The organism is Salinisphaera sp. G21_0 (assembly GCF_017744115.1).
Taxonomy (GTDB): Bacteria; Pseudomonadota; Gammaproteobacteria; order Pseudomonadales; family Endozoicomonadaceae; genus Endozoicomonas.
Map to the genome: position 1 here is coordinate 142,846 of NZ_JAGHQW010000002.1, position 14,674 is coordinate 157,519.

The following is a 14,674-nucleotide window of genomic DNA, read 5'->3' on the forward strand; positions in this document are numbered from 1 at the left end:
ACGGTGCATGCACCATCCCACAAATAATTGTGGTCTTGAGCAAATCATCCGCTATTAACGATCACCCTTTTTTTTCTTCGACTTTTTCTTCTGTTCCATCATCCAGAAGAAATAGCCACCGGCTCCCAGTGCCAATAACAGCATGAGAATCAAAGCATAGACAACGATGCGAATAACCCCTGCTGAACCGGGATTAACATCGACAAACAGCACCGTCTCTGTTGATGGGCTGTCAAAGTTGCCAGAGTTCAGGCGGGTTGCCGGGAACAGGGAAACAGCGATCTTCTCCAGGGAAAGCCCCTCAATACTGTTTGCCACCAGAGTTTTTACTTTCGGCACCAGACCCGCCAGTTCCAGCTCAGGGGTATACTTGATAAACACTGAAGCTGATGAGGGATAGTTGACATCCGTAAGGCTATCCTGCTCCTGGGGCAATACCACATGAACACGAGCAGTCACGACACCATCAATCATCGACAGTGTTGACGAAAGCTCCTGTGACATGGAATAGGTATAACGGGCCCGCTCTTCTGTCGGGGAAGAAATCAAACCATCTTTAGGAAAAATATCACCGATCGACGAGTATTTTTCTTTCGGAAAACCAAGACTGCTCAAAATCTTGATAGATCTTGCAACATTACCGCTTTCCACCATGATGGTGACAATTTTGTCTTTATCCACCAGCTTCTCAGTGGGAATCTCATTATCAAGAAGGATGGCAAGCATTTCATTACCTTCTTTTTCATCAAGCCCGGAATAAAGCTCGACTTTACACCCAAGTAATAAAAGACCGATGAGACACAGTAATGTAACCTTAAAGCTCTGGACAAACCCCTGTTTCATGACGAGCCAACCTTATGCACGTTAAAATATAATTACTCATACATTTAACGGCCAGTTGCGAAGAAAAATTATGATTTACAGAGTATAGTTTTAAAAGAGAGGGACAATGAGGATAGCTGAAGAAAAATCACCTTATTTTCCTTCAGCTTACAGAAGAATAAAAAATTACTGATTCCGTAATAGCGTATCGAATGTCTGAGTACTTTTACTGACAATCTTCCCAATATAGTCTTCAGTAATCATCAGATTGGTCATAGCCATCTGAGTCTTGAACATATCCTTCATCCCCATCGCCTCACCAGGTGCCAAGTGCTGCTTGACCAGGTCAGCCCTGCCTTCCACATGATTCCTGAGCCCCTGCATTCCCTGAAGCACCTTATCTCCCAGCGTCAGGGCCGGGGCATCCGGATTAGCTGCCACGTCAATAGGTTTAACGTTCGCCGCCTGAGAGGCTCCATCTGGCGACTGGCCAACCAGCTGGGCGAAACGGCCTGCCGCCCCATCTTCTGGTTGATTCGGATTGGCAAGGCCTTCCTGGGTTTTTTCCAGCGCTTTATCCGCCAGATTACCTGTCTTGATAATATTATCCGCCATGATAGTAACCTCTATTGATTATTGATTGGTTGAGGTACTTAAAATCCTCTTATCTGTTTAAAAACAGCTTTTTAAAATTTTTATCTTACAATTTTAGCTCATCTGCCTTGCTCATCAAAAACTGCATAGCGCGCTCCACACTGGGGCGGTTGAAATCAGAATCATCCACAAACAAACAGATAACCAGTTGATTTTCTTGAAGGCCTACCTGTAAAGGATAGGGAAAGCTCCTTTTGTAATGGCATTCCGCCAGTGCACTTTCTAAAACGGGCAGGCTATTAAAGGGGTCTATCTCCCGGGCCAGATACATCAAAACGCCCTCTTCCTTTTGTTCCATATAAAAGGATCCGGCACCCTCAATTTCAAAGCACGCTACGCCGGTATCACCGAAATCGAACCCCTTGATGCCCATGGCCTCAGCAAATTCAGAAACTACACTATTACGCCAATCCATTCGTCCTCCTTAACTTTTCACTTCACCCGCTGGTGGTTCATATCCTCCCGGATTCATCCGCGGAGCCCCCTGAAGATCAACCAGTGACTGGATGTACGTCTCGATCTTTGTTTCATTACCATCCAGTAGAGGTATTTCAATTTGCGATTCTTTTGCTTGTTCCATATAACCAAGTAACTGTTCTAACTGAGCCTTGTCCCCTGCCATTGACTGGATATCTTTAAGGACATCACCAATATCACCATATGACTCCCCTTTCACTTGCCCTTGAACCTTAGCGGCAATAAACGCTGCGGTTCCCCTGGCAGGAGTTGACTGAACTGAAGCATTGTCAGTCTCAAATGTTGCTTCAACCGTCATTCCATCATCCACCTCCTGATTTCCCGTTGTATCCAGGGTTGCCTCGACCTGCATACCCTCCGCGACACCCTGACTTTCAGACTCATCCCAGGTTGACTCAACAGACAGGCTTTTCTCCTCAGCCCTGATGCTGAATGTGTGGGAGTATTCCATTCGGTCAAAGATATCCGTACCCAGCGGGCGTGTTTTCGGCTCACTAATAGGATCAAACGGATGCTTAAAGAATGACTTCAAACGAGCACTGAAGGGACCTTCTTTAAGGTGAGGAGACACACTGTCTCTAAAGGATTTAGATGGCCTTTTCTTTATTTTCGAATCTATTTCAGCAATGGTTGATTTAAGGCTGGCAAGATTGTTTTCCAGCTGCTCAAGATCTAAATCCGGACCACGATCCTCTTTCAATACTTCCATTGCCGTACGAACCAGATCATTCACACTTTGACCGGGGTGAGTTTTCACCCACTCTTCCAGCGCTTTGGTATCTGGCGGAATAAGCTGCAGTTCTTTGCCCTCCCCTTCGGGAGTGATAGCCACTTTAAGATCTTTGGCAAAGGCTTTACCCCGTTGGCTGGCAACATCTTTCAGCGCATCAATAATATCAACACCATTCTCTTCTGCATGCTTCAATGCAGTTAATGAGCAGTCGAAAACAAAGTTGGTATCCTTGCGTTGATGCAACCCCCGGGCCTTATCCAGTAACTCATCCTGTTTCTGTATGAGCTCTTGATCGGAAAGCCCATCAAAGCTGCCCTTTGCCGTCACCTCGGATGCCCCGTTGATACCTCCTTTGGCAGTCACCTCAGGGGAGGTGGCTGTTGCCGGGTCAACGGTGGCTTTAGTTGCTGTCGTTGACGTTTCACCCTGTGCCGCAGGCTCAGGCTGCGTCGTCTCAGCTCCAAGAGTGGGAACACCAGTGGATGCCATAAACGGATTATCTGGTTCCTGTGCTCCTTTGAATTCACGGCCCAAATCACCAATAATGCTACCCGGTTCGCGGTCTGGGTTTGATGCAAGAAAACCTTTTAACGCATCTTCCGAGACTTCGGTTTCTCCACCCTTGCCATAATTTTCATCCGTCTTCACGGAACCTTCTTCTTCCAAAACCAGATTATCCTGTACTTCCAGAATTGCTTGACTCAGGCTTTCTTTAATTTGTTCATTGGCAAAAATTTCTTCCGGAATCTCACGAATCAAGTTCGCAGTCTTATTCATGAAGGCCGTTCTGACTTCAACGGGCTGCTTGCTCAACCCCATTTGCTTAATTAAATTGGTAAAGTCCCCTCCTGAAACAAACTGTTGATCCAGCAAATCCAGAACATTGGTCATATATTTCTGGCCATCAAATTGCCCAATACTAACCGGTGGCCTTCTCATCTCCCCTTGTGTTTCCATGCAGCAATCATGGATACCCACCAGCCTTTTCAAGGTCGTCATATCATTAATCACTGAGCGCAGGTGAGTGTCTTCCGTTCTGGATGTCATGGAATTCAACTCGCCACTCAAAAACCTGAGCCTTCTATCGACTGAGTTCTCAAAACCAGTCGCCACCTGATTATTGTCCGGATCTACCTCCACCCCGCCCTGGTTATTAGTCAGGTCTTTAAATGCTGCGCCGAGGGATTTATGATCCTTGACATGACCATATAGCTGCGAGCGAACTTCATCCGGGGTTTTTCCGGGATGGTAGTCCTCGGCCAGTTTACCGGCAGCGTTTGAGATCTCTCTGCCAATCTCAATATATTGAGGATGCTCGTTTTCAAGCGCTTCAATGGCTTTAAAAATTTCATCTTTAGGCAGGGCGTCAGGATCGGCTTTAAAATCAACAGCGATCTCATAAAGCGCAAGATACTGGTGGTAAGGATCCTTGAACTCTTCTTTGGCCCCTTTAAGATAGTCTTCTTGTCGATAATCCTCTTTTGATTCTTTAGGAAAGCGTCTTTTGAAATCCTGTGTTTCAGGAACTTCTTCAACATTCTTGATTTTTTCAATTAATTCAAGCTGCCGCGCACTTGCCGATTTACCCTTATCTGTTTTAATGTCTTCTTTTTTCTGGAACTTAGACACCAAACTGGTGAGTTCTTCCGCAGCATCGGCAGTGGAGAGCATTGATGGTTTTGTATTGGAGGCTTCTACCCCCTGCCCGGTTGATAGTTTCCCAGCCTTGCCAGCTGCGCTCTCGCCAGCCGCACCGGGAGCCTGCATCTGCTGCACCGCTGCTGAGGCTTGTATTCCTCCAAGTGGATTACCCATGCTTTCCCTCTGTGCAAGAAAAAGCCAACCCGCAGGGTTGGCTACATCTTATAAACCACGTCCTTTGATTGTGTCATCAAGCTCAGATTGACCTGTGATCAGGCTCTTGTTGTCGATTTGAGTGTTTCAAACCATGAGCGGATGATCTCATCCATCTTGCTGATCACCGTTTTCACCATATCCTGATGGAGGTTCATAAACTCGGTATCCGACTGTGCTGCAGAATCATGCATTCTCTGGTTTGCCTCGTGTAATTTCCCCTGGGCCTGATGCATGCCTGCCTTGTAGTCTGTACCAGCCTTGATCATATCACCGCTTGCAGCGGTCATCTGGGAAAGACCATTACCAATCGCTACCTGCCGTTGCATATTTCCCTGGTCCAGTCCACCGGCTTTAGCTGACATACCGACCTGGATACCACCGGAAATGATCTTGGTACCAGCACTGACCCAGCCACCAATAGCGGTCATCAGGGCTGCATTCTTCATTTCTTCTGCCTGGTTCAGAATCTCAGTTTTTGCCGCCTGCTGCTCAATGGAACGAGACTCCCTTGAGGCAGCACGCTGGTTGGCACTCATCTTGAACAGAAGCTCCATCACGGCAAAGATATCCACCAACTGCTCAAGCATTTTCATATCCGCAAAGGATTCGCCAGCAGCAAGCAGGTTCATTCCCTTGCTGCTGTTCATTAGAAATTGTGTAAGTCCCTGGGGAGCATTACGCATCAGGGCAGACTGGTTCTTTAATGAAGTTGGATTGCTGGCTTGCAGAATGACCTGTATTTCCTCCTGGCCAAAGCCCATTTTGGCCAGCAGCTGCTTTTGCTCTGCACTGCCAAGCTGACCAAGTTTGCCATTCAATAGTGCTGCCAGCCCTTTGGCCTTATCGGCACCAAACCCCAGCGCCTGCAGAACGGCCTTGGTATCAGAGCCTGCTGAGCGCATCATATCCAGACGACTGCCGTCAGTATCCGGTGGCGCAAGAGATATCATCGTTTTGATCTGGCTGTCTGTAAAACCCAGAGATCTCAGGATGGCTGTTTTCTGGTCCAGACCTTTTGCCCCTCCATGCTGGTCGGCAAGAAACGTCTGGATATCTTTAGAGGTTGACAGCTTTTCCAGGTTATCCAGCTGAGTCTTCTGAAAACCGCCCATACCGGCCAGCACCTGCCGCTTTCCTTCAGAGGTTTCCACACCTTTGCCGGAGAGCAACTGCATGTGCGAAGCGGCATCATCAAGAACCGCGGCCTGTGATTTCAGCTTTGCGGTTTCTCCTTTGGTCACCGTGCCATTCTGGATATTAGTGAACAGCTGTTTGGTTGACTCCATGGCCTCGTCGGTTGACTTGGACAAAGTAGCCAGGGTTTTACTGGCATTGGTCATTTGATTTGGTGACAAATCATCGGGCGTGGCCAGTGACGGCTTGGCCTGTTGACCTGCTTTGTTAAGGTCGTTCAAAACCTCGGATTTAGCGTGTTTGGTTGAGGCAAGACGGACGCTCTCTTGCTGAAAGTCAATATCGCCTTTCTTGATTGCCGCTTTCTTTGCGTCAGATGTCGCTGGTTTTTCAAGGAGCATCTGCATATTGGCACTGTGTGCCGCCCGGTCTGCACCAGAAATTCCCTCGGCCATGAGTTACCTCCATGTATCATTGTTAAGGGTAAAGCAACTTTTATTTATTATCCTTTGAGAGAGCCATTGAGCTTGGTCATCGTATCGTGGTTGTCTTTCATCATGCTGGTCATGACTTGCCATACCTGCTGCATATCCTCGATAACCTTTTGGATATCCTCAGTCAGGTTATCGATGGCATGCTGATTGGCCAGCATCCAGGCATACAGCTCTTTCGCCTCGGCTCTTAACATATCTGCGTCATAATTCAGGGTGGTAATGTGAGCATTGACCGAACCATCAGCAATCATGGCAGCCCCACCAGTAAGTCTGGCAGCCTGGGTACAGCGGGTGGTGATCGCTGCCATCTTGGCCGTCTTGGCTGTCGCTGTTGCCGCCGTCGTTGTTGCCGAGGCTGTGACTGTCGCGGCACTGGATGCACCACCCGCCGCCGCAGCGGTACCTTGGGAAGTCGCGTTCGCCGCTGTAGCCGCAGCACTGGCCCCCCCCCCGGCAAACGCGCCACCGAGACTCATTACCAGAATCAAGGCCGACCAGAACACCATCGCGCCAATCATGGCCTGGTCTTCATTCGCACCAAATGCCTCGAAGATCGCGGCAACTCCCTTGTTCATCCAGTCACCGGTTTCGGAAGAAACAGTCATCATCACGGTCAGAGCCAAACATGCGGCCATTAGCCCCATGGCTAATGGCGAACCAACACCCGTAGCAAACATAACAGCCATAACAACAGCCATGAGAGCGACGGCTATATAACCGAATATTTTAGCAATCGCCCCCGACTCTTTGGCTTCTTCCGCTTTTTCAATAGATTCGGCGATCTTTGCCAGCCGTTTTTCTGAAATCTGCTGTCGCTGCTGCTCATTAATTTTGATATTTTCCTGGTTGAATACCAGACGGCTGTCCTGCAACTTGGTCTGAATTTGCATCAGCATTTGAGTTGCAGTATCCACATCAAGCGTTTTATTTGAATCCAGGAATGTTGAAGTAAAGGCCTTCAGTTCAGCTTGCAATTCTTTTTGAAGGTCTGTGGGCCCCCCTTTCAGGTTGGCAACTTTATTGAAAGTATCGGCAAAAAGATCACCCAGCTGTCCAAGCGAGTCATCACCGGCAAGTTTGCCACCCACTTGGGCAGAGAATGAATGCATGGCCCTCAACGAATTATCCGGATCTTTCGGGTCAGCCAATTTCAGCATTCCATCAACCAGCTCTTTACTGTACCCCATGGACAACAGATGGTCCTTGTTGCTCTGCATAGAACTAATATGACCAGCCAGTGGATTTGGCCGCCCGCCACCTTCGGCGAAGGCTTTCAAATCACCAGTGACCAGAGCCAAATAATCCTGACCACCTTGTTCGATCGTTGCCTCAGAAGCCAGACCAAGCTTTACCGCTTCAGGGTTCGTTTTACTCAGCTTCTGGATTTCGGAAAAAACAGAGATCTCCTTGAGAACTTTTTCAGAAGGAGAATCTGAGCCTTTAGCAGGAGCATCCAGACTGTGCTGCGGCTTAATGGGAGGAGCAATATTCTCCTGAACCTGATTCGTCGATACCGTGTTTTGCTCCGAATAACCGCGACTGACTTTTTCTTTTTGCTCAACCTGATCGGTCTGTTGTTGCCGGAGTGATGGGTCTATACCCGCCGGTATCTGACCCGCCGAATAAGCCCCCTGTTGGATACCATCCATTCTGCTTACTCCCTGGCTATTTTAGATTTTCCAGCATATTTTTTGCACGTTCCAGATCCTTGGCATATTCCGGGCTATCGCCGGCCCAATCAATGGAAGTCTCATAAGAAATCTGAGCATTTTCTCTGTCGCCTTTCGCTAAATGACAATCGCCGATATACATCATTGGTCGGGGATCATCAGAATCCAGAAGAGTAGCGAATGAGAAGATCTCGATGGCGCTGTCATATTGTTTCTGCATTTGTTGACAGGCACCCAGTCCAAGAAAGTATTTACGATTGAAATGGTCGTAAAAACACAAGAATTGAAAAACTTTCGTTGCTTCTGCGTACTTCCCACCCTGATAAAGGTTGTAGGCAACTGAGTATATTGCTTCCATGGCATCATCACTCAAGTTTTTCAAATCTTTGAAGGTTCCCCCCTCACCGAAGAAATTCATGAGTTTATCTTCAAGTTCTGCACCTTCATAATTCAGATCTTCACTATTCACGTGTGACTCCTCCATGAGTTAACGCATATTTTGAATAATAGTACTTATTGACTGGAAGTACTTGTTGATAAAATTAGAGAGCATTTCAAACGTCTGGTTGTATTTATTGATAGTCTGTTGAAGCTTGGTGGTTTGCAATTGTGATTGACTGGTCAGTGATTCAATTTTTGATTTCAAATGCTCGATATTGGCATCCCACTCTGCAGCATTATGACTATTGTCATTACCGCTTCGGTCAGTCTGAGCGCCCATCTGTTTCCAGAAATCCACCATATCCTTTGTCATTATGGAAGAGCCTGACGTGCCAGCCGCAGCCTTTTTTTCCTTGGCTTTTGCCAAATACATATTGGCTTCTTCCAGCAAATCATTTTTCTGATTGATGGATTCTATCTGGTCTTCCAGTTGTGTCTGGAGAATATCCGCCCGGGCCGTCAGCACGCCCATAATCAAGGCATCCAGGCTGGGCTTGGTGAAATCCACGGGTTCGCCCATCAGATAAGCATTAATTTGTGACGCTCCGGGACCTATATAATTATCACCATTCCAGTTCGCCGGATTACTGACCTCCTGAACCATGGCAACAGGTGCCTGTAAATAGACCAGCTTCTGTGACGCTTCATCAAGCTGCCCCGTATATCTAAGCGAGTTCAGTGTCTGCTTATTAACCGAGTAAAAGTGGGTGGGGGTTAGCGAGTTACCCTGATCATCCGGGTCAGCCATTGATAACAAGGCTTCAATCTGGGCATCGGTATAGCCGGCAGCCCGGAGTGAATTAATCCTGCCATCATTCAAGGTAACGGTTTTGTGATTTTCTCCAGATTCGCTGCTGGAAGAATCCACACCGCCAATGGAGGTACTCATTAGTGACTCCCTGTCATTTTGAATATCCGTTAAGTCGCTTCTTTAACTTTAGGTTATGAAACAACGTTCTTGCCAATTACACCTTGGTCGATTTTTTTATAAAAAGAAATTCAAAAAATCATTTATATATAAAATCTTGACAATGACTTTTAGCTCGGTTTTTTTTTTCACCATTTATTTATGCCGTTTATCCGATTATTCTGATAACTCATCATCCAAATCACCTTTTGGAGCGGACATCGGAGTTTGTACAGATAGAGGGGCTGACTCAGCAACAGGCCTGACTTTACCTCCAGACCCCATTCTATCTTTTCTATAAGCTTTTGCTGCCCGTACAAACTCAACCAACAGATCAAAAAACTCGATCCCCTGCATAGCCTTATCACCAAAATTCTCCAGTCGTCTGCGCGTATAACCGATGGTCAGTGGTTCAGCATTTGGGTCAGGGCAAAGCTTGTCATCAGCGAATTGCATGTAAACTTTATTCGTCAATTGTTCAATAAACCCATCTGTAGGCTCTATTAAATCCATCAGCTGATTCGTTTGCTTTTCAACCTCAAACAGCCTGGCATTCTGAAAAGTATCAGAACCTTGGTTATCTCTATGATCTGTAATATGACGAAACTGGTCAAAAAGGCCTACCGCAGCATCCGTTACCTTTTTTAAAGTCGTTTCATCAATCTGTCTGCCCGGTTTCTGAGAGTTCCTACTCCATTGTTCTGGAGCATGAGCCCCATTTGAAAATTGGATGAAGTTTTTATTGATCAGTTGCTGGAATTTATAAATATTGTCAGCAAGTTCATCGTCACTCGCTCCCTCCACCGTTTGCGTTGCCGCATTGTAGGCCCTGCCTCCTGTGACGGGTGGCTCACTTCTGCCATTACTGGCAGAGGGTCGCCGTGATTCTGTTATCGTCGGCCTGTCATCCCTGCCACCGGGACCTGGGTGTGGGCTTGAGCCAGATTCAGTTCTGGTGGTTGAATTCTCCGGGTCAGTCTGTGTTCTGTCTTCCGGAGAATTCTGTGAACTCTGTTGATTCTGTGGATTTTGTGGACTCTGTGGATTTTGTGGATTCTGGTTCTGACCACTATTACTCTGTGATGGATTCTGCGGGTTACTGAATAGAATATTATGCGTTGTTACTCCCAAAGCTACGCCCAGAAAAGCCAGGGCACAAATTGCGAAAAAAATCGCAGCATAAGGTTGTCCTGCCATGAGAGTGACAAGAAAAATGGCGCTGCAAATCACAAATCCAGCCCATAGCGGGTTATTTTTGACCACATTCAACAATTTGTTAATTGCACCCAATACTCGCTGAAATAGCTTTTTGCTGGTTTTATCCCCCCCTCCTTCAATAGTGACTGAACCACCACTCCTGACGGCTGGATCATCATCGAGACCACCGCCTTCGATCGAAACGCTTGCAACGTCCGATTCATCATCCGTCGATGACGTTTTACTATGAGTCGCAGGCGGTTTATAAGGAGCCGGAAGCTTATTTTCATAATGCTCAGGATCTCTGTTTTCTCTGACAATCTGTCCCACTGCTGTGCCAAATTCAGGCCCAAACAACCTACTGGTATCATGCCTGGGCGACATTTCATGTGTCCTGACATTACGAGGCTCTTCTGCAAGCTCAGTGGTTACCGACATAATTTCATCTTCGTCAACCGGTGATAAGATTTTTTCATGGTGTTCAGGTTCTACTGGATCACCATACAAACCCTTTTCAACACGGGAATCATGAGTCGATGGAAATAAACGTGACTCTTCATTATTGGGTAGTGTGTTATCAGCAGATGCTCCGTCAGGCAAATCAGACGTCGATAATCTCGCTTCAGTAGAATCAAGGTTTGGCCCCGGACCATTTTCAGTCTGATCAGGAAGTGGATTTAAAGATGGCAATGAGTCCTGTTGAGGTTTAACCGTTCTCTCCCCCCGAGGGTGAGCTACGGAATCATGCGCTTTTTCACCCCGGACAGAAGGGTCTCCTTTGCCCACTTTGGAGGCCGTCACTTTTCGAGAACCATGAGGAGTAACCATAGTCCCCTCTTTTCCTGACTCAGGCTCTGAGGACGAACCATCAATTGGTGATGACGGGTGACGGCCCGTAGGAGGAGAAATTGTGCTGCCCATGCAAATTCCTTTTCAAAAATATCCGATATATAAAGAAAAAGTCTAGCTGATGAATGAAAAGCAAAATTAATAAACAAAGGGAATTAAAAAAATTTTTTAATTAAAAATATAAACTAAATTAATAACCCTAAAAGCAGGTATTTCATGTAATGAATCAAGATAATCAATGAATCGTTCAGACTGGCAAGTCAATTATGCAGAATCCACCGGGTGTTCATAAAATTCAAGAACAGCAGACATCAAATCTTTGGGACTGAGTATGCCCACCAGGTTTCCATCAGCAACAACCGGAACACGGTGAGCCTTATCGGTCATAAAACGCTGATACACCGTAATAATATCTTCCTGAGGGTCAGCAGTGACCACCTGACTGGTCATATAATCACGCACCAATCCTGCATCCTGGGAAAAATAGCTGCCATTTAATGTCCCTTCGAGGCAGTCTGACTCTGAAAGAATCCCGATAAGTGTCCCTTCATTGTCAACTACCGGTGCTGCCGTAATATTATGTTGCAGCAGAATACGGATGGCTTCAGCAACTTGAATATCCGGAGAAACGGTAACAACTTTGGGGGTCATGCAATCTTCAACAGTGATCGATCTCACAATCACCTCCTTTGGCTTATGAATCCAGCTCATGCTAACTGACAGTGAATTAATTTTAGTTCTCAATCAAACAGATAGCTGAGCATCAGCAGCCGGAAATATGCAATGCCAGCAAGCCAGGCCCGGGTGCATTCCCGGGTTCCCGGGCGGGATCCCCCTTACAAGTGGAAAAGAGCGTATCAATCTCTATATAATACGCGGCAATTTCAAACTGACCTCACACAGAGATTGACTGTCAATGAGCTATTCATCTGTTCCTGCTGGCAAAAGTCTGCCAGAAGACATCTACGTCATTATCGAAATCCCTGCCAATGCTTCGCCAATCAAATACGAAGTTGACAAGGAAATGGATGCCATCCTGGTTGACCGTTTTATGGCAACCCCAATGTTCTACCCAGCCAACTACGGTTACATCAACCAGACCCTGGCTGACGATGGCGACCCTCTGGATGTTCTGGTGGTGACACCCTACCCGGTTATCCCGGGCTCAGTTATTCGCTGCCGTCCTGTCGGCATGCTGAACATGTCTGACGAAAGTGGCCGTGACGAGAAGCTGATTGCCGTTCCTCACGACAAACTCTCCACGCTCTACAAAGACGTGAAAGAATACACAGATCTGCCAGCCCTGCTGATCCAGCAGATTGAACACTTCTTTGAAAACTATAAAGATCTTGAGCCTGGCAAGTGGGTCAAGATTGATGGCTGGGAGGGTTCCGAAGCGGCCCTGGAAGTCATCAAGAAGTCTGCCGCCAACTATAAAGGCTGATTTTTCTTATGGCTCAGGTTTCAACCTGAGCTTTTCCACTCATTTTTGCTGTTTTCTTTTCTCTGCAACCCCGCTCCTACTTGCATCTCTGGTATATCACTGCACAATACATAGTATTCACCATTATAAACAGCAGCTTATATGCCAAAATGCCAACTCCGCCTGATCTGGCCCCTTTTTCTGGGTCTGTTAATCTCAATATCTGCCCAGGCCAACCTGAGCCAGTTATTCGGGACAGAATCCAGTGAAAACCAGGGTTTTCTTCCGGTCGAAGAAGCCTTTCAATTCACCGGGCGAATTGAGCGGGGTTCGGCGATCATTGATGTTGCTGTAAAACCAGAGCACTACCTTTATAAGCACCGTTTCACCTTTACGCCGGTGACCGATATCTCAACACTGGGTACAGCTGACTATCCTGCCGGTGAAGCGATTTTTGACCCTTATTACAACAAAGAACTGGAAGTATTCAGTGAAAACCTGGTTATCAACGTTCCTGCCAGCCATTCAGGCAACCTGCCGGAACTGGAAATCGGCTTCCAGGGCTGTGCCAGTGCCGGATTGTGTTATCCACCCCATAAAGTTGTTATTCCATTGGTGATTACCCAAGTCAGTGATTCGCCCGTTTCAGCCAGCGTAACTCTTACGGCGGCATCAGACTCCGGGAACGCCTTTCAGCAGCAGCTGGAACAGAACAGTCTGCCGATTGCGCTACTCATTTTTGTCCTGGCGGGTATTGGCCTTAGCCTGACGCCCTGTGTCCTGCCCATGTTCCCGATACTGTCCAGCCTGATCCTGGGAACCAGGACACAGAGCAAAGCCCGAACCATTGCCCTGACGATGACCTATATACTCACCATGTCAGCCACCTTTGCCATTGCCGGTACATTAATGGGGCTGTTTGGTGCCAGTCTGAACCTTCAGGCAAAGCTCCAGTCCCCATGGCTGCTGATCCCTATGGCAATACTCTTCGTGCTGCTGGCTCTGAGTATGTTTGGCCTTTACGAGTTGCAGCTGCCCGCCCGGGTTCGGGACAAACTCAGTGGCAGTCCGCAAAACTCAGGCAGCTTGTCGGGGGCTGCCGTGATGGGGTTGTTGTCAGCACTGGTGGTTTCCCCATGTGTCTCGGCACCCCTGGCCGGAGCACTGGTCTATATCAGCTCAACCGGTGATGCTCTGTTTGGTGGGCTGACACTGTTTGCCCTGGGCCTGGGCATGGGTATTCCCTTATTTGTCCTGGCGTTAGGCGGAAGGCACTGGCTGCCAAGATCCGGGGCCTGGATGAATGGTGTTCGCTCATTCTTTGGCGTATTACTTCTGGGCGTCGCCATCTGGATGCTGGAAAGGGTTATCGCTCCATCAGCCACGCTATTCCTGTGGGGTGCTTTGCTAATTGGCTGTGCCGTATTCCTGGGCGCTCTTCACACCAACCTGACAGAAGCCCACCAGAAGCTCCGACAGACCGTCGGCATACTGTGTCTGATCTATGGAACCTGCCTGATTATTGGTGCCGCCATGGACAATAGAGACCCATTGAATCCGTTATTGGGTAAAAGCAGCACGGCAATAGAAAGCCTCACTGAACAGACAGAGAGTTCCCGCTTCAAGACGGTAACGACAGTGAATGAACTGAATAACCTGCTGGCAGACGCAGCCCTGAACAACCTGCCAGCCCTGGTGGATCTCTATGCTGACTGGTGCATATCCTGCAAAATCATCGAGCGGACCGTGTTCCCTGACCCACTGGTCACTGATCAGTTGGCCAGAATAGCCCTGATCAAGCTGGATATCACCGATAACACGCTGGAACACCAACAGTTCCTCAACCAGTATCAACTGTTCGGACCACCCGCCATGCTGTTTTTTGATGCCAGTGGGAGTGAGTTGTCTGCACTGAAATCCCAGGGTGAAATCACCGCTTTGCAGCTGCATCAAAAGCTGACAAAACTGCTGACAGCCTCCGGAATAACTACAGATGTCTGAACTTGTCTGAAACAG

At 47.5% G+C, this 14,674-nt stretch carries 12 protein-coding genes; 2 read left to right on the top strand and 10 right to left on the bottom strand.

Annotated features, from left to right (window positions below; all coding sequences use genetic code 11):
- Positions 1–54: 54 nt before the first annotated feature.
- From sctJ to J7439_RS01725, 10 genes are all read right to left on the bottom strand, one after another.
- Positions 55–843: a type III secretion system inner membrane ring lipoprotein SctJ gene (gene sctJ / locus J7439_RS01680; RefSeq protein ID WP_209199953.1), complete on the bottom strand. Its 789-nt coding sequence runs from the start codon at positions 841–843 to the stop codon at positions 55–57.
- A 165-nt stretch (positions 844–1,008) separates the two neighbouring features.
- Positions 1,009–1,437 carry an EscF/YscF/HrpA family type III secretion system needle major subunit gene (locus J7439_RS01685; RefSeq protein ID WP_209199954.1) on the bottom strand — a complete coding sequence of 143 codons (429 nt, stop codon included), beginning with the start codon at positions 1,435–1,437 and terminating at the stop codon, positions 1,009–1,011.
- 85 nt (positions 1,438–1,522) lie between these two features.
- Positions 1,523–1,891: a type III secretion system chaperone family protein gene (locus J7439_RS01690; RefSeq protein ID WP_209199955.1), complete on the bottom strand. Its 369-nt coding sequence runs from the start codon at positions 1,889–1,891 to the stop codon at positions 1,523–1,525.
- Between the two features lie 9 nt (positions 1,892–1,900).
- Positions 1,901–4,501 carry a TyeA family type III secretion system gatekeeper subunit gene (locus J7439_RS01695; protein ID WP_209199956.1) on the bottom strand — a complete coding sequence of 867 codons (2,601 nt, stop codon included), beginning with the start codon at positions 4,499–4,501 and terminating at the stop codon, positions 1,901–1,903.
- A gap of 98 nt (positions 4,502–4,599) precedes the next feature.
- A complete protein-coding gene (locus J7439_RS01700; protein ID WP_209199957.1) occupies positions 4,600–6,132 on the bottom strand; it encodes a hypothetical protein in 1,533 nt (510 codons plus the stop codon).
- A 47-nt stretch (positions 6,133–6,179) separates the two neighbouring features.
- Complete coding sequence (gene sctE / locus J7439_RS01705; RefSeq protein ID WP_209199958.1) at positions 6,180–7,820, bottom strand: type III secretion system translocon subunit SseC family protein; 1,641 nt, start codon at positions 7,818–7,820, stop codon at positions 6,180–6,182.
- Positions 7,821–7,836: 16 nt separating this feature from the next.
- On the bottom strand, positions 7,837–8,310 hold the full coding sequence (locus J7439_RS01710) for a SycD/LcrH family type III secretion system chaperone (protein WP_209199959.1): 474 nt from the start codon (positions 8,308–8,310) through the stop codon (positions 7,837–7,839).
- A gap of 18 nt (positions 8,311–8,328) precedes the next feature.
- Positions 8,329–9,171, bottom strand: coding sequence for a hypothetical protein (locus tag J7439_RS01715; protein ID WP_209199960.1), 843 nt, complete (start codon positions 9,169–9,171; stop codon positions 8,329–8,331).
- A 195-nt stretch (positions 9,172–9,366) separates the two neighbouring features.
- Positions 9,367–11,214, bottom strand: a complete 1,848-nt coding sequence (locus tag J7439_RS01720; protein ID WP_209199961.1) for a hypothetical protein — start codon at positions 11,212–11,214, stop codon at positions 9,367–9,369.
- Positions 11,215–11,499: 285 nt separating this feature from the next.
- Positions 11,500–11,913 carry a CBS domain-containing protein gene (locus J7439_RS01725; RefSeq protein ID WP_209199962.1) on the bottom strand — a complete coding sequence of 138 codons (414 nt, stop codon included), beginning with the start codon at positions 11,911–11,913 and terminating at the stop codon, positions 11,500–11,502.
- A gap of 238 nt (positions 11,914–12,151) precedes the next feature.
- On the opposite strand from J7439_RS01725, the gene ppa reads away from it, so the two are divergent.
- Positions 12,152–12,679 (top strand): inorganic diphosphatase, encoded by a 528-nt coding sequence (gene ppa / locus J7439_RS01730; protein WP_209199963.1) that lies wholly within the window; start codon positions 12,152–12,154, stop codon positions 12,677–12,679.
- 141 nt (positions 12,680–12,820) lie between these two features.
- Positions 12,821–14,659: a protein-disulfide reductase DsbD gene (dsbD, locus tag J7439_RS01735; RefSeq protein ID WP_209199964.1), complete on the top strand. Its 1,839-nt coding sequence runs from the start codon at positions 12,821–12,823 to the stop codon at positions 14,657–14,659.
- Positions 14,660–14,674: the final 15 nt, after the last annotated feature.